The 22,539-nt window shown below is 38.6% G+C and carries 23 protein-coding genes and 2 pseudogenes; 13 read left to right on the top strand and 12 right to left on the bottom strand.

What is annotated here, in order from left to right:
- Positions 1–139: 139 nt before the first annotated feature.
- Positions 140–724: a PAP/fibrillin family protein gene (locus ACOWPH_RS01955; protein ID WP_015213736.1), complete on the bottom strand. Its 585-nt coding sequence runs from the start codon at positions 722–724 to the stop codon at positions 140–142.
- A 246-nt stretch (positions 725–970) separates the two neighbouring features.
- On the opposite strand from ACOWPH_RS01955, the gene ACOWPH_RS01950 reads away from it, so the two are divergent.
- Positions 971–1,207, top strand: coding sequence for a DUF3134 family protein (locus ACOWPH_RS01950; RefSeq protein ID WP_015213735.1), 237 nt, complete (start codon positions 971–973; stop codon positions 1,205–1,207).
- Between the two features lie 82 nt (positions 1,208–1,289).
- Complete coding sequence (mraY, locus tag ACOWPH_RS01945; RefSeq protein WP_171815784.1) at positions 1,290–2,393, top strand: phospho-N-acetylmuramoyl-pentapeptide-transferase; 1,104 nt, start codon at positions 1,290–1,292, stop codon at positions 2,391–2,393.
- A 230-nt stretch (positions 2,394–2,623) separates the two neighbouring features.
- Here mraY and ACOWPH_RS01940 read toward each other — a convergent pair whose 3' ends face one another.
- The gene (locus ACOWPH_RS01940; protein WP_015213733.1) at positions 2,624–2,803 is read right to left on the bottom strand and encodes a PCP reductase family protein; all 180 of its coding nucleotides are present in this window, start codon (positions 2,801–2,803) and stop codon (positions 2,624–2,626) included.
- Positions 2,804–3,084: 281 nt separating this feature from the next.
- Here ACOWPH_RS01940 and ACOWPH_RS01935 point away from each other — a divergent pair, with 281 nt between their 5' ends.
- Positions 3,085–3,684 carry a pyridoxamine 5'-phosphate oxidase family protein gene (locus ACOWPH_RS01935; protein WP_015213732.1) on the top strand — a complete coding sequence of 200 codons (600 nt, stop codon included), beginning with the start codon at positions 3,085–3,087 and terminating at the stop codon, positions 3,682–3,684.
- Positions 3,685–3,788: 104 nt separating this feature from the next.
- Here ACOWPH_RS01935 and ACOWPH_RS01930 read toward each other — a convergent pair whose 3' ends face one another.
- The gene (locus ACOWPH_RS01930) at positions 3,789–4,304 is read right to left on the bottom strand and encodes a MogA/MoaB family molybdenum cofactor biosynthesis protein (RefSeq protein WP_015213731.1); all 516 of its coding nucleotides are present in this window, start codon (positions 4,302–4,304) and stop codon (positions 3,789–3,791) included.
- A gap of 50 nt (positions 4,305–4,354) precedes the next feature.
- Positions 4,355–4,690, bottom strand: a complete 336-nt coding sequence (gene psb28, locus ACOWPH_RS01925) for a photosystem II reaction center protein Psb28 (protein ID WP_015213730.1) — start codon at positions 4,688–4,690, stop codon at positions 4,355–4,357.
- Between the two features lie 69 nt (positions 4,691–4,759).
- Between psb28 and ACOWPH_RS01920 the strand changes: the two genes are divergently transcribed.
- On the top strand, positions 4,760–6,520 hold the full coding sequence (locus tag ACOWPH_RS01920) for an alkaline phosphatase (protein ID WP_015213729.1): 1,761 nt from the start codon (positions 4,760–4,762) through the stop codon (positions 6,518–6,520).
- A gap of 248 nt (positions 6,521–6,768) precedes the next feature.
- Here ACOWPH_RS01920 and ACOWPH_RS01915 read toward each other — a convergent pair whose 3' ends face one another.
- Both ACOWPH_RS01915 and ACOWPH_RS01910 read right to left on the bottom strand, forming a co-directional pair.
- Complete coding sequence (locus ACOWPH_RS01915; protein WP_015213728.1) at positions 6,769–7,878, bottom strand: CobW family GTP-binding protein; 1,110 nt, start codon at positions 7,876–7,878, stop codon at positions 6,769–6,771.
- Positions 7,879–8,508: 630 nt separating this feature from the next.
- Positions 8,509–8,655 (bottom strand): annotated as a pseudogene (locus ACOWPH_RS01910) (Uma2 family endonuclease); the annotation flags it as partial.
- A gap of 147 nt (positions 8,656–8,802) precedes the next feature.
- Between ACOWPH_RS01910 and cysS the strand changes: the two are divergent.
- The 4 genes and pseudogenes from cysS (at position 8,803) to ACOWPH_RS01890 (ending at position 14,427) form a co-directional block, all read left to right on the top strand.
- Positions 8,803–10,284 carry a cysteine--tRNA ligase gene (gene cysS, locus ACOWPH_RS01905; protein ID WP_015213727.1) on the top strand — a complete coding sequence of 494 codons (1,482 nt, stop codon included), beginning with the start codon at positions 8,803–8,805 and terminating at the stop codon, positions 10,282–10,284.
- Positions 10,250–11,419 carry an AI-2E family transporter gene (locus ACOWPH_RS01900; protein WP_242043215.1) on the top strand — a complete coding sequence of 390 codons (1,170 nt, stop codon included), beginning with the start codon at positions 10,250–10,252 and terminating at the stop codon, positions 11,417–11,419. Before cysS ends, ACOWPH_RS01900 begins: the two co-directional genes overlap by 35 nt.
- A gap of 129 nt (positions 11,420–11,548) precedes the next feature.
- Positions 11,549–12,985 carry a TldD/PmbA family protein gene (locus ACOWPH_RS01895; protein ID WP_015213725.1) on the top strand — a complete coding sequence of 479 codons (1,437 nt, stop codon included), beginning with the start codon at positions 11,549–11,551 and terminating at the stop codon, positions 12,983–12,985.
- Positions 12,986–13,076: 91 nt separating this feature from the next.
- Positions 13,077–14,427: pseudogene (locus ACOWPH_RS01890) on the top strand (TldD/PmbA family protein).
- A gap of 85 nt (positions 14,428–14,512) precedes the next feature.
- Here ACOWPH_RS01890 and ACOWPH_RS01885 read toward each other — a convergent pair.
- From ACOWPH_RS01885 to ACOWPH_RS01875, 3 genes are all read right to left on the bottom strand, one after another.
- The gene (locus ACOWPH_RS01885) at positions 14,513–14,743 is read right to left on the bottom strand and encodes a Ycf66 family protein (RefSeq protein WP_350341317.1); all 231 of its coding nucleotides are present in this window, start codon (positions 14,741–14,743) and stop codon (positions 14,513–14,515) included.
- A gap of 144 nt (positions 14,744–14,887) precedes the next feature.
- Positions 14,888–15,265: an STAS domain-containing protein gene (locus ACOWPH_RS01880; protein WP_015213722.1), complete on the bottom strand. Its 378-nt coding sequence runs from the start codon at positions 15,263–15,265 to the stop codon at positions 14,888–14,890.
- Between the two features lie 55 nt (positions 15,266–15,320).
- A complete protein-coding gene (locus tag ACOWPH_RS01875) occupies positions 15,321–17,672 on the bottom strand; it encodes an ATP-binding SpoIIE family protein phosphatase (protein ID WP_015213721.1) in 2,352 nt (783 codons plus the stop codon).
- Between the two features lie 435 nt (positions 17,673–18,107).
- Here ACOWPH_RS01875 and ACOWPH_RS01870 point away from each other — a divergent pair, with 435 nt between their 5' ends.
- A complete protein-coding gene (locus ACOWPH_RS01870; RefSeq protein WP_015213720.1) occupies positions 18,108–18,305 on the top strand; it encodes a hypothetical protein in 198 nt (65 codons plus the stop codon).
- On the top strand, positions 18,302–18,685 hold the full coding sequence (locus tag ACOWPH_RS01865; RefSeq protein WP_015213719.1) for a type II toxin-antitoxin system VapC family toxin: 384 nt from the start codon (positions 18,302–18,304) through the stop codon (positions 18,683–18,685). The genes ACOWPH_RS01870 and ACOWPH_RS01865 overlap by 4 nt, the downstream gene beginning before the upstream one ends.
- A 187-nt stretch (positions 18,686–18,872) precedes the next feature.
- On the opposite strand, the gene ACOWPH_RS01860 is transcribed toward ACOWPH_RS01865, so the two are convergent.
- On the bottom strand, positions 18,873–18,962 hold the full coding sequence (locus ACOWPH_RS01860; RefSeq protein ID WP_350341316.1) for a nucleotidyltransferase domain-containing protein: 90 nt from the start codon (positions 18,960–18,962) through the stop codon (positions 18,873–18,875).
- 278 nt (positions 18,963–19,240) lie between these two features.
- Here ACOWPH_RS01860 and ACOWPH_RS01855 point away from each other — a divergent pair, with 278 nt between their 5' ends.
- Positions 19,241–19,432, top strand: coding sequence for a hypothetical protein (locus ACOWPH_RS01855; protein ID WP_422665660.1), 192 nt, complete (start codon positions 19,241–19,243; stop codon positions 19,430–19,432).
- Entirely contained in the window at positions 19,432–19,824 is a 393-nt protein-coding gene (locus tag ACOWPH_RS01850) for a type II toxin-antitoxin system VapC family toxin (protein WP_015213717.1), read from the top strand. Before ACOWPH_RS01855 ends, ACOWPH_RS01850 begins: the two co-directional genes overlap by 1 nt.
- A gap of 274 nt (positions 19,825–20,098) precedes the next feature.
- Here ACOWPH_RS01850 and ACOWPH_RS01845 read toward each other — a convergent pair whose 3' ends face one another.
- A complete protein-coding gene (locus ACOWPH_RS01845; RefSeq protein WP_015213716.1) occupies positions 20,099–20,770 on the bottom strand; it encodes a hypothetical protein in 672 nt (223 codons plus the stop codon).
- Positions 20,677–21,231, bottom strand: a complete 555-nt coding sequence (gene coaD, locus ACOWPH_RS01840) for a pantetheine-phosphate adenylyltransferase (protein WP_015213715.1) — start codon at positions 21,229–21,231, stop codon at positions 20,677–20,679. The genes ACOWPH_RS01845 and coaD overlap by 94 nt, the downstream gene beginning before the upstream one ends.
- Before the next feature lie 303 nt (positions 21,232–21,534).
- Here coaD and lgt point away from each other — a divergent pair, with 303 nt between their 5' ends.
- The gene (gene lgt, locus ACOWPH_RS01835; protein ID WP_015213714.1) at positions 21,535–22,413 is read left to right on the top strand and encodes a prolipoprotein diacylglyceryl transferase; all 879 of its coding nucleotides are present in this window, start codon (positions 21,535–21,537) and stop codon (positions 22,411–22,413) included.
- Positions 22,414–22,539 lie beyond the last annotated feature (126 nt).

Raw genomic sequence — 22,539 nt, 5'->3', positions numbered from 1 at the left:
TAAGTTATTTGTCAAGGAACAGGAAATAGGGAAGGGGGAAACGGAGGAACGGGGAACAGGGTAATAACCCAATTACCCTCTTGACAAAGTACCTATAATAGAATAAGGTCGTTCGCAACACTTCTTGCGAATTAATATTTTATGACTTACTCAAAACAAAGACGCTGCCCTCGTTACCTCTGCCGATTCTCAAATCTTGATCTATGTAGGTGATGTCTAACCATCCTTGTTGGCGATCGCTCTTGATGGGAAAATCAATAGCGGTGAATTTCTGACCGGATTCAATTTGTTGGATGAATTCTGCTGGTGACTTGTAGTCAATTAGCTTTTGTAAACCAATAATAGAACGCTGAAATTTTACTTGGACTCGACGTTCTGAGACAGGTTCAAATTTAGCTGCTACGCTAATTAATCCTTCTAAAGAAGGTAGTCCGTAAATTTCAGCTATGTTATAAACACTGGTAGTTTCTACTCGAATAGATTGGTAAATCTGGCCAAGTTTATATAGGGGAAAGCGATCCAGGTTTAACAAAGCCTTGCTGGTCGTGTAAAGTAGTCGCCAATTGCCTTCTAGTAAGTGGGTAGCTTCTAAAGGGCGTGGAGTGGGGTTAAAGTCTTCTAAACTAGCGATCGCAGCTAAGATAGCCTGTTTTTGGGTTTCAGTGGCCAGCAAACCACGATTTGTCGGAGCGATCGCATTCAAGAGAGTAGATTTGACTATCATTGCCTTATACCTCAAACTGTTTTGATGAAATCAGCATTAACAAAATATTAATGTTCTATGTATATAATCTGTTGTGCAATCAACTCAGAATGCTCTCCTGTTGATGATACATAGGGTTATTAAATAAATTTTTTTGTTTAATTCGGATTTATCAATCAAAGAGTTGAATCATTAACTTAATAATCCCGTATCAAATGATAGACTCTTAATGTCTAGTTACATAAATCTCTTCGTGTCTTCGTTGATATGTTAAATTCTCCCCTACGTAAAGAAGCTTGTAACCAGCGAGCCGCTGTAATTCCCCAAAATCCAGAGTCCTCTATGTTGGACTATGGGCAATTTAGGGGTAGTTTCATGGCGCGTGACGTTCACGAATCAACAGTTGTGGGAAAAAAAGCAAAAATATCCAACTTTTTGGGTGGAGAATACGGATTTAGCACCATTGAGGATGATGAAGGGAATATCAGCATAGATAAGGATTAGCCTTGAGAGTGGTGGAGACTGATTTTCATTGATAGTCCTTGTGGTTTGATTTTTTTAAGTGTGGAGTGAAGGGAAAATTTCTGTGGACGCTAAAATATCTCCTGACCAAGGTTCAAACATTTCTGGAATCGGGCTGGCCTCTCTGTTAGCCTTCTCATTGAGTACATCTGCTTTAATTTTAGATTGGCTGGGAAATAGATTACCCTGGCATACTGTCTCCTTAACCATGCCGTTTTTGCTGTGTGCTGTAGGTGCGGCTGCTGCGGGTAATTGGGTTATACCCTTATTACAAGCATTAAAAACAGGGCAAATTATCCGAGAAGATGGGCCTCAAGCACATCTGAGAAAAGCTGGAACTCCCACTATGGGCGGTGTGTTTTTCATACCTGTAGGGGTGATGATTGCCTGTATCTTGTCTAATTTTGCTCAAGATGTGGTCGCTGTTTCAGGTTTAACACTCAGTTATGGCTTGATTGGCTGGATTGACGATTGGCAAATTTTGCGCCGTAAATCAAATAAAGGTATATCTCCGAAAATGAAACTGGCTTTGCAAATTATTTTTGCGGCTTGTTTCTGTTTATGGATGATGTTGAATAGAGATTTTAGTATAACAAATATCGCTTTACCTTGGGTCAGTTTTTCTCTACCTTTAGGATTAATGTTTTGGCCTTTGGCTGGTTTTGTGCTAGTTGCAGAAAGTAACGCTACTAATTTAACTGATGGAATTGATGGGTTAGCGGGGGGAACAGTTGCGATCGCTATTTTCGCATTAGGCGCTGTCATTGCACCAACCTCACCAGATCTGATGATATTCTGTGCAGCAGTCAGTGGTAGTTGTTTAGGATTTCTGGCACATAATCGCAACCCAGCCCGTGTATTTATGGGAGACACTGGTTCTTTAGCATTGGGAGGGGCTTTAGCTGCTGTAGCGCTATTGACTAACAGTTTAGTAGCTTTGTTTATTCTCAGCGGCATCTTCTTTGTAGAAACCCTATCTGTAATGGCACAAGTGAGTTATTACAAAGCCACCAAAGGACCAGATGGTAAAGGTAAGCGTCTATTTAAAATGGCTCCTCTACACCATCACTTAGAATTAACTGGCTGGTCAGAACTGCAAGTAGTTACAGTCTTCTATATTATTGCTGCAATTTTAGCTACCATCTGTTTGACTATCATTAAATTTTGAGATTTTCAACACATTAACGAAGACAAAAATATAAACCTCCTATAAGTTAGGGGGTTTTTATATGGGATGAATCCTTTTTCTTTGAAGATTGCATTAACTTGTTGATTGTGAATGCTTATAAAGTCGGCACAATCAAACCGATGTATGTTGAGTTTCGTAAAAACCGTGAAATGATCTATTGATTGAATTTACATTTTGTGATACGAGTGTAAACTTTTTCGCCGATGTAATTAGTCATATTTTTTATTGAACTGTTTCTTAACCTGTTCGTAAATTTCAATAGTGATTAGAGTTATACTATTATCTTGAGCATAGGTTTCAATCTTTTTGCGGGCAAAAGGACGGACAAAGAAAGGAATATCTTTGAGTTTAGCTTCGGCTTCAGCAGTCCATTTAATCGGTTCAGTCATTGATTTTGAGGTTAACATCTGCACTATAACAATAATTTTATCATCCGCAAATACCTTGAGAAGGTTGTTGTGGTAATTGTTTGAGAATTCGCTGAAACTGAGTAGTATATCTACTTAGAGCTTGCTGATAACGTGGCGTAAGCCATAAAAGTTTTTTCGTTAAGGCTATGAGTCAGAATTAGAGGAGGTAAGTAGAAAGGCACAAAAAACCTCTTTCCCTCTGCCTTGTCATAACAACAATTTTTAATGTCAACCTAATCTTATACAAGGAATTATATTTTATGCCTCGTCAATTTGGCACTATTGCTTTTACTCCCGCAGTCAAAGCCATGCAAGAAAAAATGGGTTCACGTGAAAACTATGAACGCTTTGTGGCTAAAGGTGCAGATAATAACACCATTAATCCTGATTTGGAAGAGTTTATTTCGGGAATGGAAGGATTTTATCTAGGTACTGTGAGTTCTAATGGCTATCCTTACATTCAGTTTCGAGGTGGTAAAGCTGGATTTTTGAAGATTCTCAATGAGAGAACTTTAGGCTTTGCTGATTTTCGCGGTAATGTGCAGTATATCTCCGTGGGAAATCTATCTGAAAATGATAAAGCATTTCTATTTTTGATGGATTATCGTCATCGCCGCCGCTTGAAAATTATTGGTCGCGCTCGTATTGTGGAAGATGATCCTGTCATACTTGCTCAAGTGCAGGATAAAGACTATGACGCAACTGTGGAAAGAGCAATCATATTTGAGGTTGAAGGTTGGGATTGGAACTGTCCACAACATATCCCGATTCGTTATTCAGAAGCGGAGGTAGAAGCGATGCAGTTGAGAATTAGGGAATTAGAGGAGCTTTTAGCAGAAGCTAGGAATATGAGTCAGTAGTCAGGAGAAAGAATCAATTTTGACGTTTAAATCCATAAATTTTGAGTTATTTTCTCTAGAAACTTGCCATCTTGTCATCTTGACTTGATAACTAGCAACTTGATTTAATTCTGAATATTTCCTTTCACCTGTTTTACCAAATGCACCAATTCAGGTAGAATCAGCTTTTCCATTCCCAGTCGCACAGCGTTACTAGAACCGGGAAGAGAGAAGATAATTTTGTTTTGATATACACCAGCTATAGCACGAGATGCGATCGCTCGTGAACCAATTTCTTGATAACTTAAAAAGCGAAATAACTCACCAAATCCCGGTAAAGTCTTTTCTAACAACTTTTCTATAGCATCATAAGTGGTATCTCTAGGTGCAATTCCTGTACCACCATTAAATATTACAGCATCTAAATTAGCATTTTTCCCCAGCAATTCTATTTGTTGTTGAATCTGTGCTGGTTCATCTTTGATAATTGTGTAAACTCCGATAGAGTGATGAGCAGTCAACAACAATTGCTGAATCAGTTGACCGCTTTTGTCTGTTTCCGGGGTACGTGTATCGCTGACGGTAACTACAGCACAAGTTACCGCCATTTTGAGTGAGTCTGGGTGTGGTTGAGGGTGCATGGATATTTAATTTTTAGCCAATAACCAATGACCAAAGACTAATGACTACTCTATGATTGGCTCAATCCCAGTCCGTTTTCATTAGCATAGCGATCCATAAACCGCATAAAGCGATCCCATTCTTCAGGGGTTTTCATAAGGTAAATTGCTTCTAAAGCTTCTGGTTTACCGTTGACAAATTTACCCTTAACTTCACGGGTGATCATTTCCCCCTCTTCGTCAATCATGTACATCCCGGTGATTTCTTCGTTGCTACCTTGTGCCAAAATCTGCGGATTGGTGAAGATAAATGTTGCTGTACCTTGATCACCACTGCGCGATCGCGTTAAGCGTACCTCTGGAATTACTTCTTCGTCAACGCCTTTAGAAAATTGAATTTTCGCCATGATGAATGAATTTAAACTTTTGTGATCATTAATGTAATATTCTCTCATCATAGAGCAGGCATTTCACCTATGGCAGTTAAATCTAGTTCACAATTTCGCTTAACGAGCAGTTTATTAGCTGGTATCTTAACCCTGGTAATTATTATAGTCGGAGCTATCGCTGCTAATTCTACCCCAGTAACAACCACAACCAAAAACGTAATTATCATGATTGGGGATGGTATGGGTTGGGAAATGGCTCGCGCTGCGGCTATGACCAAAGGATATAATTATACATCAGGGAAGGGAGAAGGACTGAGCTTTCAAACCCTGGACAATTACGCCCTAGCTACAACCTATGGTACAACTGTTGCTCCTGGTAATGGCGTTTTCAACACCAGCAACTCTGCATTAACTAACTCTATTTCTATTACAGGTGGTAGTCCTGTTTTACCAGGATTCAAATTTCAACCCATATTTAACCCAGGGAATAAACCATCAGGTGGTGCAGAAAATCCCATTGCTAATGCAGTTGGTAACTTAGTTGGTTATGATCCGATTCGTGGTGGGATCAATCCTTGGACACCTGGAAATGATCCTGAATATATCAAACACAGTTATCCTGACTCAGCGAATACAGCAACTACACTTTATACCGGAGTTAAAAGCTATAATAACGCTATTTCAGTAGATATATTTGAAAAACCGCTAGAAACAATTCTCAAAACTGCTGCTGATGTTGGTAAATCTACAGGGATTGTCACTTCTGTCCCGATTGATCATGCTACTCCTGGTGCAGCAGCAGCTAATGTTAATCGTCGGAATAAATATGATAGTGATTACCCGACTTTAGACAGCATTTTACAGCAAGAACTCCGCATTTATCAACCGACGGTGATTTTAGGTGGTGGTCATCCTCTCACAGGTTCGAGTAGTCAATCTTTACCAGCGGGAGTAGAACCACCGACAAAATTTGAATATATCACTAAATCGACCTATGCAGAATTGAGTAAAAACCCCAATCAAAACCGCTATAATTATACATTTTTAGAAAGGGGGAAAGATGCTGCTGCTAAATTAGTGGCTACTGCGAGTAAGTTAGATCCAAATAAGAATCAGCGTCTATTAGGATTATATGGAGCGCGAGGACAAGAAGGAAATCTCCCTGTTAGTACAGCTAACGGAGACTACAGCAATACAGGTTTGAGTATCTTTTCTCTGTTTTCTTCTCAAGGACAAAAACCTGACACAGTCCGTCCCTTACTTCCTGGAGAAACAGATAAATCATTTATTGCTAAAGAAATTAACGAAAATCCCACTCTCAAAGATTTAACAAAAGCCGCTTTAGCAGTTTTATCTAAAGACAAAGACGGATTTTGGTTAATGGTAGAAGGTGGTGATATTGATTGGGCTGCCCATGATGATAACCTAGATAATTTAATTGGGACAGTATTGGATTTTGATCAAGCTGTCCAAACTACAATTGACTGGATTAAAAACAACGGTGGTTGGGAAAATAACCTCCTGATTGTTACTGCTGACCATGACCATTATCTAACTTTAAATCCCAATTTTGAGGAACTTCTAAAAGGTAAAGGTGCAGAAGCTTTAACCGCTGAATTTGATCCTACAAAAGCAGGTCATTTTTGGGGTTCTGAACCTCAAATCAAATATGGTTGGGGAAATCATGCTAACCGTCCAGTTCCTGTTTACTATCAAGGTAAAGGTGCGGAAGTTTTAACTAATTTTATTGGTAAAGGTTTTAAGAATTATGGTTTTGATGTTCCGGGGGTTAATGGTTTGGTAGATCAAATCCACATCCATCAAACTCAATTAGCTGCGGTTAAATGAGTGATACTAATTCTATCTATAGCAATTCCCAAGCTCATGAAATACACCCCACCCGCGCTGTCGCGCACCCTCCCCTTACCAAGGAGAGGGTTGGGGAGGGGTAATTTTGTATCTAACTAGTTTATTGTGGACAGGAGATAAAAAACTGAAAGAAGAATTAATTATAAAAGGCTTTCAGCAATTTTTTGAACCGAAAAGTTTTTGAATGTTGGGTTTCCTTGTGTCAACCCAACCTACCGAACTAATAATTATTTCCCAAATCCTTTACCTCGACTAACTGAAGGAAGACAGATGCAGTTTTCTAGCTGCTTGATTAGAGTATCTTCATCAAGGTTTTGACCAATTAGCACTAACTGATTTTTCTTTTCACCTTTCCATTCATCGTCATCAATTGTGAAGCGTTTACCGCAAAGGTGGAAAATATGACGTTGGGGACTTTCATCAAACCACATAATCCCCTTAGCACGGAAGACGCTTGTGGGTAGTTGGTTATCTAAGAAATATTGAAATTTTCTAATTGAAAGAGGTTTATCACTTTGGAAAGATATGGAGATAAAACCATCATTTTCTAAGTGGTCGGAATGATGGTGATGATGTTCATGGTCATGATGATCATGTCCACAGGTAGAATGATCATGGTCATCATGATGGTCATGTTCATTATGATGATCATGATGTTCGTGTTCGTCTGTTTCTGCATCAAAATATTTATCAGACTCAAACAAACCGACACTAAGAATTAAAGGAAGTGGAACCTGGGAGTTTGTAGTCCGAATTATTCTTGATCCTTCCTTGAGATTGTTGATTTTTTTCTCCAGTGACTGCAAAGTGTCTTCATCAACTAAATCAGTTTTGTTGAGGATAATTACGTCTCCATAAGTAATTTGACTCAAAGCTGCTTCAGAGTTGAATAAATCCAAGCTATAATTTGCGGCATCAACTACGGTGATAATAGAATCTAGGCGAGTTAAATCTCGTAATTCTGAACCCAGAAACGTCATTGCTACAGGTAATGGATCTGCTAAACCTGTTGTTTCTACAACTAGATAATCTAGTTTTTCTTCCCGTTCTAGAACTTTGTAAACAGCATCAACTAAGTCATTATTAATTGTGCAACAGATACAACCATTATTTAATTCCACCATGTTTTCGTCGGTGGAAACTACTAATTCGTTATCGATGCCAATTTCACCAAATTCGTTGACTAAAACAGCAGTTTTTACACCTTGCTGATTGGTGAGAATATGATTGAGTAAAGTGGTTTTACCGCTACCAAGAAAACCTGTAATAATAGTGACGGGTAAACCTTGTTTGGGAGCTTCCATTGGGTGAGATTCGGAGGTGGCTGTTGTTTGCATAGTTAATGAAGTAGGATCTTTGTGTATTTTAAATCTTATCTTTATTTTAGCTACTCGACATTAATTTACGGTAACATGATCAAGCAATAGTCCAGTTTAAATACCAGCTTGAAAAGTCTAGTTAGCAGGAAAGTTAGGATACATAGCAATCCTATTGGATTTATGTTCACGTAGTGTGCCGGAGGCATCACGGAATTTTTAAAACAAACCGCAGAGACGCAGAAAGCGCAGAGGTAGAAAAAGAGGTGTTTATAAGCTGTTAAGCACCTAAATTTGATAATCCTAAAATGTTTAAATCTTGTGGGGTGGGCATCTTGCCCGCCAGACTTATACAAATTAAATGCACAACAGCTTATCTTATTTAGGATTGATATATAGCATTCCCAAGCTCATGAAATACACCCCACCCGCGCTGTCGCGCACCCTCCCCTTACCAAGGGGAGGGTTGGGGAGGGGTAATTTTGTATCTAACTAGAGTGGGAAAGGCTATATAGCAATCCTATTTGATTTATGTTCACGTAGTGTGCCGGAGGCATCACGGAGTTTTTAAAACAAACCGCAGAGACGCAGAGAGCGCAGAGGTAGAAAAAAGAGGTGTTCATATCTTATTTAGGATTGATATATGTCATTCAAAAACAGAATAATCCACTCATGATTGCCTAAAGGTCGGTTCAGTTCCACAATTACTCCATGATGTAATTCATAATACTTTTCTTCTGGTTTCCATTGCACAAATTCCTCAAAAGTTACTGGTTTGGTTGTGGGTAATGCTTGAATCCTACTTTACCTTCAGATGTTGATAAGACTACGATGTATTACTAATAATAATGGTAGCTAATTTTTAGCCGTTAAAATTTTCACTTATTCCATTGTCATCAACTTGCGTTATCATTGTTTATCGTCAGATTGCCGCATTACTCTGTTATGACCCTATCTATTTACAATACTCTCAGCCGTCGTCAAGAACAATTTACTACCGTCGAACCTGGCAAGGTTAAAATGTATTACTGCGGCGTGACGGTTTATGATTACTGCCATTTGGGTCATGCTAGAGCTTGTATTGTCTGGGATGTGGTGCGTCGATACCTTCAGTTTATCGGCTATGATGTCCGTTATATCCAGAATTTTACTGATATTGATGATAAAATTCTCAGACGCGCACGGGAAGAGAATTCGACGATGGAAGCGATCGCAGATCGCTATATTCAAGCATATTTTGAGGATATGTCACGGCTGGGAATTAAAGAAGCTGATGAATATCCCCGTGCAACACATACAATGAACGGTATTCAGCGATTAATTCACGATTTAGAACAGAAAGGTTTTGCTTATCCCGCTGATGGTGATGTGTATTATTCTGTGCGGAATTTTGCTGAATATGGCAAACTTTCGGGACGCAAGTTGGATGATTTACAAGCCGGTGCGAGTGAACGGGTAAATGTAGAAGACGCGGAATATCAAAAGAAGAAAGATCCCTTTGATTTTGCCCTGTGGAAGGCTGCAAAACCTTCAGAACCTGCGTGGGAATCACCTTGGGGAAAAGGCCGTCCTGGATGGCATATTGAATGCTCGGCAATGGTGCGCGATCGCTTGGGTGATACCATTGATATTCATGCTGGTGGTGCTGACTTAATTTTCCCTCATCATGAAAACGAAATTGCCCAATCAGAAGCAGTGACGGGTAAGCCTTTAGCAAATTACTGGTTACACAACGGTATGGTGAAGGTAGATGGTGAAAAAATGTCCAAATCTTTGGGCAACTTTATCACTATTCGGGAATTGCTAGATCGTGGTGTAGATCCAATGGCTGTGCGGTTATTTGTGATGATGGCACAATATCGCAAGCCGATAGATTTTACCGATGAAGCAATTTTAGCAGCAACCAACGGCTGGCATACTTTAAAAGAGGGTTTACTTTTCGGTTATCAGCATAGTAAAGAATTGGGAACTGAGAAAATTATTTCCTCATCAGCTTCGTCTTCTCTGTCACCTGTCACCTGTCACCTGTCACCTAATACCTACGTTGAGAGATTTAAAGAAGCTGTTGACGATGACTTTAACTTCCCTGGTGGATTAGCAGTAATTTTTGAATTAGCTAAAGAACTAATTCGGGAAGGAAATATTATTGTTCATCAGGGAAAAACAAAAACCCCCCCGGAAGAATTACGACAACACTGGCAAACTCTAGTTACTTTAGCAGATATTTTGGGTTTAACTGCCCAACCAGAAGCAGAAACTCCGCAACAAGATGGTTTAAGTGATGGGGAAATTGATGATTTAATTCAACAAAGACAGGAAGCACGGAAAGCCAAAAATTTTGCCCAAAGCGATCGCATTCGTGATCAACTTTTAACCAAAGGGATTACTTTAATTGACAGCCGCGAAGGTACTCGTTGGCATCGTTGAAGAAGCAGGAATATCAATCACCAATCACCAATCACCAATCACCAATCATCAATCACCAAATATGACAGAAAAAAAGATTTCCCTTTCAGAACTGCTTCTCATTGTTGCAATTGGTTGTTTGGTGATTCTCTTGTGGCAATTACAGAGTTTGTTGGTAACATTAATGATTGCTGTGGTTTTAGCATCTGCGATCGCTCCCATCGTTAATGCTGCCGAAAAATTACGCATCCCCCGTTGGTTAGGTGTAATAGTCGTGTATATTAGCTTAATTGCAGGATTAGTAGGTGCAGGCTTAATCATTGGCCCATCTGTTTCTGAGCAAATCCAACGACTAGCTAATAAATTGCCTATATACTTAGAAAATTTGCAGATTACAACTGAAAATATAGCTTTGCGAATGGGAATCACTCAAATAGAGACAATTGAGCAATTCCTGGATATTCAAGCCCTGACAAAGTGGGTATTTAGTTCTAGTCAGCAGCTACTTGTGCGTTCCTTCGGCTTGACTCGTGGCATTCTTGGGGGAGTGGTAAATCTGATTTTAGCTTTAGTCATTTCTGGATACATGGTTGCTGGGAGTAGCAATTTAGTAAAAGGGTTAGCGGAATTATTTCCCCAACCTTGGGATCAACACTTAGCCGAACAAGTTGCGCCAATTTCTCGCCGTATGGGGGGTTATGTTCAAGGTCGAGTTTTGGTTTCAGCTATTTTAGGTGTCGTTATCACCCTAAGTTTAAGTGTTTTGGGACTATCAGAATTTGCCTTAGCACTTGGTGTAATTGCTGGATTTACAAATTTAATTCCCTTTATCGGGCCAATCTTAGGAGCGATTCCGGCGTTAATTGTCGCTATTCCCGAAGGAGGATTAACTTTTTTGTGGGTTCTGCTGTTATTTGTAGTAATTCAAAATATAGAAAGTTATGTTCTTGATCCCTTGCTCGTCGGTTCATCAGTGCGTGTTCATCCCTTGTATCAACTTTTAGCAGTATTAGGAGGAACACAGGTTTTAGGAATTATTGGCGCTGTAATTGTTCCCCCTTGGGTGGCTGGTGTCGCAGTGTTGTTAGAAAATCTCTATCTACGTCCAAAAATGTTAGCTCAAGGTAAGTCATCTGTAGTTGAGTTAGATAATTGACTATGGGCAAATAAGTAAAAATTACTAGGTAAAATATTTTAAGTGCCAAAAAAATTACCAAATTTGTGTTTATAAGATAACTTTTGTGTTAAGCATAATAACTTAACCAATCTTTTTATAATTTGCGTTATGTGGTCAGAATTAACAAAAGCGATCGCTCATCTCAACATTCCTGCTGATTGGATCGGTATTCGTGCCGTCAAGGAAACAGCATCCATTCATTTTGTGCGTGATGGTTTACCTAAAAGCAACGGTAAATATTTGACCACAGGAGCTATGTTAGAAGTAATGGTAAATGGTTGTTTAGGTTATGCCGCTACCAACTCTCTATCATTACCATCCTTACAAACTGCCTCCCAAATAGCCTATAAACAAGCACTGGCAGCCAGTGAATGGTGGATATATAAATTTAATGAAAATACACGTCCCAAGGTTGTAGGCGAATATAACTCACCTTTTGTAGAACCATTTGATGCTATTAGTCCAGGAGAAATTAACGATTTACTGATTCGGGTTTGCCAAAAGCTGAAAATTAACGACAAAATCGTCCAAACCACCGCCAGAATTAACACCAGCGAGAAAGAAACTTGGTTTGTCAGCAGCAATGGTTCAGAAGTGTATCAAAAAATTCTTTCCCTGGGAAATCATTTTGGTGCGATCGCTCAAGATGGTGCGATCGTTCAGCCACGTACTAACAATGGCACAGAAGCCAACTCTTATCAAGGCGGATGGGAACTATTAAAACAAGATCATCTCTGGTCTCAAGTGGAGAAAGTCAGCGAACAAGCATTAGAATTATTAACAGCCCCAGAATGCCCAGATACCCGCACCAATTTAGTTTTAGCACCAGACCAAATGATGCTGCAAATCCATGAAAGTGTTGGTCATCCTTTAGAAATTGACCGCATTTTAGGAGATGAACGCAACTATGCCGGAGGTAGTTTTGTCACTAAAGAAGATTTTGGTCAACTCAAATATGGTTCATCTTTGATGAATATTACCTTTGACCCCACCGTAAAAGGTGAATTTGCCAGCTATGGTTTTGACGACACTGGTGCAGTAGCTACCAAAGAATATGTCATTAAAGAAGGAATATTACAACGGGGTTTAGGCAGTTTAGAAAGTCAGTCTAGAGCAGATTTACCGGGGGTAGCTTGCGCTCGTGCTTCTTCATGGAATCGACCAGCTATAGACAGAATGGCTAACTTAAATTTAGAACCAGGAAACGCCACTTTTGATGAAATGATTAGCGGTATAGAACAAGGTGTTTATATGGAATCTAACCGTTCTTGGTCAATAGATGATCGCCGTTATAAATTTCAGTTTGGTTGTGAATATGCAAAATTAATTGAAAACGGTAAACTTACTAAAACCATCCGTAATCCTAATTATCGTGCCACCACTCCAGAATTTTGGCACAGTTTAATTCAGGTAGGAAATGCTGATAATTGGCAAATGTATGGAACACCTTTTTGTGGGAAGGGAGAACCTAATCAAGCCATTTGGGTAGGACATGGTTCACCGTTTTGTGTATTTGCTAATGTTGAGGTTTTTGGAGGAGGTTAGGAGGAGTTTTTTTAACGCAGAGGTACGCGGAGGTTAGCGCAGAGGTTCGCTGAGTTTTTTTGTGTTTGCTAATTGTAGGTTTAGAATAGTTATGAAATTTGCAGAGTTATCAGTTTTAGAAAGTAATTTTAATCAGTTGGTAGAAGGTTTGTTGATTAAGAAAATGGCAACTGAACATTTTACTGTGAGACTTAGCAGTGAAATTAGTCAGTTTACTCGCTTCAATCATGCTAAGGTGCGACAAACGGGATTAGTGGTTGATGGTTGGATTAAATTGACTTTAATGGCAAATCAGCGCAGTAGTTTTCGTCAATTTCCTTTTACTGGAGATTGGGAAATAGATTGGCAATTAGGATATAGTGCTTTACAAGAGTTACGTGATGAGTTGACTCTATTACCTATTGACCCTTATTTGGTTTTACCAACGGGGAATAATACTAGTAGAGAAGTTAATTCAGGTAAATTGTTAACTCCAGAAACTTTAGTTTCTCATATATTAGAAGCAGTTACTGATTTAGATTTCACTGGTATTTATGCTGGGGGATTTGTGATTAGAGCTTATGGTGATTCTGGCGGACAAAAACACTGGTTTGTGACTGATTCTTTCACTTTAGATTATTCTTTGTTTAATGAATTAGGACAAGCTGTTAAAGGTACTTTTGCTGGCAGCAATTGGGATGAATCTAATTATATTGCTAAAATAAATGATGCTAAAGAGCAATTAGTCATGCTGTCTCGTCCCGCAAAAGAATTACCAAAAGGACAAGTACAAAACTTATTTTGCACCGTCCGCTGTTGCTGAATTATTGAGTATGCTTTCGTGGGGTGCTATCAGTGAAGCCGATATTCAACAAGGTAATAGTGCTTTGGCTGTTTTATCACGTCAAGAAAAACAACTTTCACGAAAGTTCACTTTGAAGGAAAACTTTCAACAGGGTTTAGTTCCGAGATTTAATGATTTAGGAGAAATGGCAGCACCAGAATTAGATTTAGTAGAAAAAGGAATTTTAATTAATACTTTAGTAAATTCTCGGACTGCTAAGGAATATAATAAACCCGCTAACGGTGCTAATAGTTCAGAAACCTTACGTGCGCCAGAAATAAGTCCTGGTAATTTAGCATTTGCGGATATTCTCAGCAGTTTAGATACAGGGTTATATGTTTCTAATTTGCATTATTTAAATTGGAGCGATCGCCCTACTGGTAGAATTACAGGTATGACACGTTATGCCTGTTTTTGGGTAGAAAACGGCGAAATAGTTGCACCTATTGAAAATCTGCGTTTTGATGAAAGTCTCTATCGTTTTTGGGGTGAAGAAAATTTAGTTGATTTAACCGATTTTCAAGAATTCATTCCCGATGTCGGAACTTATGAAAGCCGTCAATTAGGTGGTAGTTTAGTTCCTGGTATGCTAGTGAAAGATTTCACTTATACTTTGTAAAAATATTGTGCAAAGATGCAAATGAGTTTTCTTATCTTTGTGTCTTTGCATGAAAATAATCTAAAACTATCTTAATTATCTCTACTTATTTTCTATCAATTGTACTAAATACAATATCTTTGATGAGTAAGTAAGTAATTAATATGAACAACAAAAATTGTACAAACTGAAGAATAGGATCTAATCTCCAACCTTGAAACAATAGGATGAACCCGCAAAATAGCATGATCAATGGTACAAATATTAATTGAATAATATCAAATACCAATATTAAATTCCTAGATTTAGATCTGCGTAAAAATAGCAAAAATAGCATGATTAAAAAGTAAGCAACCGCAAAAAGTAAATAAATAATTCCTATTAAACTAGTGCTATTTCTACCAAAACTGACTTGAGCTAAAGTGAACATTGATCAAAAATCCTGTGAGAAAACCTGCGGTTGGTACTACTACGAATTATTTTAATCACTTTCCCCATCTACTTCAGCTTGCATGGCTTCTAAGTAGGCATCTAACTCCTGAGTATTGGAAAACACCTCAGAGAGAGGAACAGCTTTAACGATATCAAATACTTTCTTCACTTGAGGAGTAGGATGGGTAAAATATACCTTACCCTCTCTTGATTTCATCGTTTTTCGTGCCTTGGCAAGAATTCGCAGTCCGGCACTGGAGATAAAACTCAATTTCTGGAGATCTAAAATCAGGGTTTGGATGTTCGGTGTCAAACTATTGTGAATAGATTTATCTAAATCCGTTGCTGTCAGTGTATCAAGCTGACCGTCCAATGCTAAACACAAGGTAGTGGGGTTAGTAGTTTCTACGTAGATTTGCAATGACATAGATTATTATTTTGTAATTAGTATTTATTTGTAGTTTAGCTGAAATTGGGTGATTTTAAGCTACTTTAGCGATCGCTTGCCGGACTGTTAAAACGTTCTGACCGTTGATATAAACATAGTCTACTTGCTCGGCGAGTTCTTGCACCAAAAAAAATCCAAATCCGCCCAGAGAGCGCTCTTCATCATCCATCATCATATCTGGTGAGGCAATTTCAGTTAAGGGATTAAAAGCCTTGCCACTATCTTTAAAAGTCATTATTAACTGTTGATCATTGATTTCAATCCGCAAGTCAATATAAGCGCTGCTGTGATTTTCATAACCATATTGAATAATATTGACTAAAACCTCTTCCACAATTAACTGGGCATCTTCAATCAATTCCACAGTCAGACTAGCTGCCTGCAAAATCTTACCTAAGCTTTGTTTCACTGTCTCTAACTCAGTTAACTCACTGTTGAGAGTCAGATTCCATTCCATAACATTTACTGCTTGAGAAAAAGGACTTGACGGTAGATACTGCACAGCTAACAAGGTAATATCATCTGATTGCGGTGCCTCCCCCACAAACTCCTGACAAAAATGTACAATTGTGCGAACCGCACGGGCTGGGTTGCTTGGTGGATAGGATGTCATCATCTCAATTAACCGGGCTTCAGAAAATATCTCACCCTGGGAGTTCATCGCTTCTGTGATGCCATCAGTATAAAGTAGGAGCAAATCGTTGGCAGCAAGTACATACTCACTTTCCTCAAACAGAGAATCTTCATACAGTCCTAGCGGTGGACTAGTTTCCAAATCTAGATACTTAACCTGCTGATCGTGTATCAATATGGGAGCATCATGACCACCACTGGCATAAATAAATTTGCCACTACGTAAATCAATTACACCGCAAAACACGGTAACAAATAAACATTCTTCATTTTCAGCACATAGTTGTTGATTAACAGTTTGCAGAATTTCGCTAGGGGTATGGAAGGGTTTGGTGAGAGTGCGAATTAAGGTGACTGTGCGTGCCATCAGTAGTGCTGCGGGGAATCCTTTATCAGCGACATCACCAATAATTATGCACAAGCGATCGCTTCCCAAGAGAAAAAAGTCATAAAGATCACCACCCACAATCCGCGCAGGTTTCAATAAAGCAGATATCTGATATGGCGAATTAGGACTGCTATCCACAGTAGTTCGAGGAACCATCGTGCGCTGAATTTGGGCAGCAATAGAAAGTTCACTCTCTAGTTTTTGTTTAGCCGCAGTTGTCTCTTGCAGATTGCTGATATAGAGTTGCAGAGAGTCGCGCATTTGCCGAAAAGATTGGGTTAACCGTCCTACCTCATCATCGGAAGTAACTGCGGGTAGCTTGGTATCAAGGTTGCCCTGAGCCATTTCTTGGGTGCTAGTGTTGAGTTCACGCAAAGGACGCGTAGTAAGTTGAGAAATAAAGGCAATTACCACACATATCAACAACATATCTTTCGACATGGAAACAATTACCAACCACAGGTATTGCTGCTGAAACTGCTCTAACTTGGCAGATGGAAATGTGATGCCGACAATCCAATTTGTAGAGTTTACCTTTGTCGTCACTAAAATGCCTTGGGAATTATTTCTAGCATTAATCAACCCCGTACTTGGTTGCTGGTTATTTAAATTATGATTTTGCCCAGATAAAGATAGATGAAGTAGTTGGGAATTTTCTGGTTTGACAATCCATTGAGCATTTGATGGTGAAAACACAAAATAATTACCCAATTCTAGACCATGTGATTGATTGTTCTGGGCTAACTTTTTTGCCATATTAGGAGATACCCAATCTAAATTAACTTCCATCACCAGCCAAGTGATAGTTTCTGGATTACTATTAACAGAGACAGGAAAGCAATAAGTGATAGCTGATGGATGATTAAGGGGATAGGGTTGTGTCCAAAACGGTAAGGTAGCTGGGGTATTGCCCTTGATTTGGCAGCGATTTAGCCAAATTTTGCTTGCTTCTAGATTAAGTTTGGTGTATTTTCCCTGGCGGTCATAGTACCATCCAGTCTCAGAAATATTGCTGCCATTAATGAGTGCAACTGCCTGAATTTGAGGCTGTTTTTCGACTAGGGTTGTTAGTATTGGTAATAGTTCAGTTTGATTAACAGCATTGGAATTTTGTGCTGATTTTTCAATACCATAAATCGACAGCAGCATACTTCTTTCAATGGCTTGTAGTTTCCCTTCCATCTCATTGGCAACAGTGTCAATTCGAGACTGAGCTAAATCAATTAACCAACCATCTACACTTTTTTGTAACAGTTTGCGGGCTTGCCAATAGGAAACCCCATAAATAGCAATCGCTGCCACAACACAACTAAATATCAACCGATGGGTAATACTTTTAAATCGAAATATGGATAGCTTCTTCATAACTAAATTTGTTTATAAAGCGGTGTGGATAAACTCATATTTGATATAACAAGTCCTCTCGTAATACAAATATTGATGTCTATTGGTTAATGGTTGTTTTGATGTATGCTGTATTAAAAATAGCATATTATTGTCTGAATCAGGATGTCCAGGATGTGATTGGATGATTTTTTGTGTTGTGGTTGTCTGAATCAGGATGTCCAGGATTTGAGGATGTACAGAATGTGATTGGATGATTTTTTGTTAGTTGTTGATGATTGTTATAGAGAAAGGTTAATTTTTATGAAATGACCGTAATAATCAATATATCATTCACTTCTAGTAATCATCCTGTGAATCCTTTAATCCTGGGTATCCTGATTCTGACAATTTTATAATCTGTAATATCGTCATTATGTTACAATCTGAATTGAGAGAAATTAGGAGCATAAAACTATGCCATTAATCAAAATACCAAGACATTATCTTGTATCTCAAGATGAAGATTCAATTACAGTAAATGTACCACAGTCAATGCTATTAAATTGGAAAAAGGACTATGAAAAAATTATTCAAGCTAAAGGAATTTTAAAGCATAAAAAAGCAGCAATATTAGCTCATTTAGATACTCTACGTCAGGAATGGGAAGAATGAGATATCTTTATGATACCAATATTTTTATTTACTATCTAGCCGATGACATCACAGTTAATTCATGGTTTACAGAAGAATTTCTGAATTTACACGAAATTCTAATTTCACCGATCATCCGCATTGAATTACTGAGTTTTGCAGGTTTATCAAAAGAGGAAGAACAGTCTATTGAAGATTTACTATCCCAGTTTAACTCAGTTCCATTGTTACGAGAAATTGAAAATCAGACAATCCAATTAAAACGACAATATAAAATTAAGCTTCCTGATGCAATTATCGCCGCTACAGCAATAAATCAAGCCGCATTTTTAGTAACCAGAAATATCAGTGATTTTAAAGGAGTTACTGGGCTGAAAATTGAAAATCCTTTTGTTAATTAATTTCTGCGGCTTGTAAACTCCTTTCAGCTTTTTATAACAGTTTTTGTTGTTCAGGATTTATATTACTAAACCATTTTGTATAAATATTACGAAAAATACACTATCATGATTTTTTAATTGTTCAAAATTAGGAAAAATAGAACTGACTAAAACATTATATTTTAGGCATAAACCAGAAATTAATTGACTAATTTCTCACTTTTTTGGAAATAGTTAAAACATCCTTTGACACAATTAAAATATCAATGTCTGAATCTGGTTGTGCTGTTCCTCTAATCCTAGTTATCTTGATTCAGACAGAATATTAAGTAGATATTCATGAAGTGAGCTATAAGAACAAATACATAAACAACAGCCATTAACTATCAAATAACAATCCGGTAAATCCTTTAATCCTGGGTATCCTGATTCTGACAATATGTTACAATTTGATATAGAGGTAAAAGTAAACCAAAATTCTGTAATTCAATTTGGAAGATAAGACAATGCAACAAATTAATTTTGATGCTCGTGTAGATGAAAATGGTTTTTTGTATCTGAAAATGCCTTCCAATTTTGCCGGAATGGAAAATAACAGGAAAACTTTTATATCAAGCTCATCCTATTTCCTTACCAAATCGAAAAGAGAACAAAATTGATATTAATCTTGTTCGCAGTATTTGTCATCAAATTAGAAGTTTACCTATGCTTGATAGTAGAACTCCTGATGAAATTATTGGTTATAACGAGTTTGGAATCCCAGAATAATGGTTATTGATACTTCTGCTATCATGGCAATTATTTATGCTGAACCGGAAGAACTGATTTTTATGCAAATTATTAACGAAAGCGAAGATTGTTTACTTTCTTCTCCAGGTTATGTTGAAGCATCAATAGTTTTGGGTACTAAACATGGTCAGCAGGGTGTAGAAAATTTAAATTTATTAATTGCAGCATTGTCTATCACTATTGTACCTTTTACTGTAGAACAGGCACAATTAGCAAGTGCAGCACTCTTGAAATTTGGTAAGGGTCGTCATCCTGCAAAACTGAATATGGGAGATTGTTTTTCTTATGCTTTGGCAAAATCTACAAATCAACCTTTATTATTTAAAGGTAATGACTTTATCCACACCGATATTGATCAAGTGAATTATTAATTGATGCGACAGCAGAATTCAGGAGTCAGGAGTCAGGAGTCAGGAGTCAGGAGTCAGGAGTCAGGAGTCAGGAGTCAGGAGTAAAACTGTCTTTGTGTATAGGTTTGAATTTAGATGTTGTACCTCCTAACTACACAAACTGCTGTATCTGATTTAGACATTTTAACGTTTATAATAAATCATCATGTATGTAATAAAAATTGGATGCAATACCAAAAAAAGGTAAGGCATCAATATAATTTTCAACTTCGCCACAATTATGAATTACGAATGATCATCTTTTTTTAGAATTGGGTGAATTACGCTGCTTTGGTATATCTCCTCGCAGTTGTAAACGACCATTAGTAATAATTCGCAACATTTCCTGAAGATCTTGTTCGATATTTTCCAGGACATTATCAGCATATTGATCAGCACCATCTTCAATTTCTTGAGCTTGTGCGATCGCACTTTGTCTCATTTCCTCCAATTCTTGCATACAAGCACGTCGTTTTTGCTCAATTTCTGCCAGAGTATCTTGCATCATTGCATCACACTCTTGCTGCACTTTTCGCCGCAACTGTTCAGCCTCCCGTTCTGCCTGTCTGATAATATCGCTCTCAGCCAAAATTTGCGCTCTTTTGGCTTGCGCTGATTCCACAACCTGTTGTCCATATTCTTCCGCTTCCAGCATGATTTCCTCCTTTTGTTGGAGGAGTTCTGCCGCTTCCTGAAACACCGACGGTAAAGAAACGCGCACAAAATCAAGCTGTTCTAGTAGCTTATCTTCATCTACTAAGGTGCGTCTTACTAAGGGAATTTGTAGACCAGAAAGAACAATATCCTCCAGCCGGTTGAGTTCTAGCTGAATGTCTACACCTGTTGGTCCAGTAGGCTGCTGCTCTGGAGGTGGAGGGTTGTTTCCGTTGTGATTAGATTCAGGGCGGGAGAGTTTTGGTTGTAGCATTGGTATATATCTAAGGCAATGTGTGGGGGAACGAGATGATCGACAGAGCCACCAAACTTTGCAATCTCTTTTACCACACTACTACTTAAAAAACTATACTCATTTGAGGTTGCCAGAAAAACTGTCTCAATTTGAGTAGAAAGTGTTTTATTAGTGTGAGCCATTTGCAGCTCGATTTCAAAGTCGGAAACCGCTCTTAAGCCGCGTAACAAAACTTGTGCTTGTCGCATTTGGGCATAGTTAACGGTCAGACCGTCAAAGCTGTCTACTTCCACATTAGGTAAATGTTTTGTAGTCAGACGAATTTGGTCTATTCTTTGTTGTACTGTAAACAGTGGCATTTTGTTAGGATTTCGCAATACAGCCACTATCACCCCATCAAACAGCCGACTACCCCTCTGAATGAGGTCAAGGTGTCCTAAAGTAATAGGGTCAAAGCTCCCAGGATAAATAGCAATCATTCATATATATCAAACGGCTTTAGGTAATTATAGCGACAGAAGAGGCAGGGGAGTAGGGAGTAGGGAGTAGGGAGTAGGGAGCAGAGAGCAAGGGGGCAGGGGGGAAATTTCTTCTGAACTCCTGAACTCCTGAACTCCTGAACTCCTGATAGCGTTCACGTAGTGTGCCGAAGGCATAGCGTGGCGTTAGCCATACTCCTGAACTTCTGCCTATTTCCTATTTTGAATTGATTTCCACCCAGCTTATGATGTTTAAGGTCGGGAACGTAGCAGTAGTCAATCAACTCTTTTAGGTAATTTTGCATGGAACTGGATTTTTTTGCTTTGCCCTTAGGGTTTCAATTTACTTCTCCAGGACCGATTTTGTTAAAACTAGGGCCAATAGTTATCCGCTGGTATGGTTTGTTGATAGCTTCATCTGTGTTAATTGGCGTTAGCCTTTCCCAGTATTTGGCAAAACGTCGTCACGTTGACCCAGAGTTAATCAGCGATTTGTCAATTTGGCTGGTAATTGGAGCTATTCCCGCAGCCAGGCTATATTACGTTTTATTTCAATGGTCAGAATATTCCCAGCATCCAGAACGGATAATTGCGATTTGGCAAGGAGGTATTGCCATTCACGGGGCGATTATCGGCGGTGTAACAGCGGCGTTAATCTTTGCCAAACTTAAAAAGATATCTTTTTGGCAATTAACTGATTTGGTAGCGCCTTCGCTGATTTTAGGGCAAGCGATCGGACGTTGGGGAAATTTTTTCAATTCTGAAGCTTTTGGCGACCCTACAAACTTACCCTGGAAGTTATATATTCCCCCTGAGCGTCGTCCCCATAGTTTGGCTAATTTTGAATACTTCCATCCCACGTTTCTCTACGAATCTTTGTGGGATTTAATGGTATTTGCGCTGCTGCTAACTTTATTTTTTCGTGCTTTATCTAGCAAGCCAAGGCTAAAAGTTGGGACGTTATTTCTAGTTTACTGGGTAGCCTACAGCTTAGGACGTTTATGGATTGAAGGCTTACGCACAGATAGCTTGATGCTAGGTTCGCTGAGAATAGCGCAGATAGTCAGTTTAACAGGAATGTTTTTTGGTTTGGCTGGTTTAGCCTGGCTTTATTTTCTTAAACGTCCTTTACCCGATGTCGTTTCCCCCTCCAAAGGTGATGTGGAGAAGGGACTGGGATGATGGAGAGGTTAATAACCCAATGACCGATGTCTAAATGACTAAAAATAAAAAATGCCCCAGAGTTCTCTCTAGGGCTTAACCAGGGTGCATCTACCATTTCTCTCTACTAGGCAAAGGGAGTTAATC

The organism is Anabaena sp. PCC 7938 (genome assembly GCF_049315035.1).
GTDB classification, from domain to species: Bacteria; Cyanobacteriota; Cyanobacteriia; order Cyanobacteriales; family Nostocaceae; genus Anabaena; species Anabaena cylindrica.
This window is presented reverse-complemented; position numbering and strand designations above follow the sequence as displayed.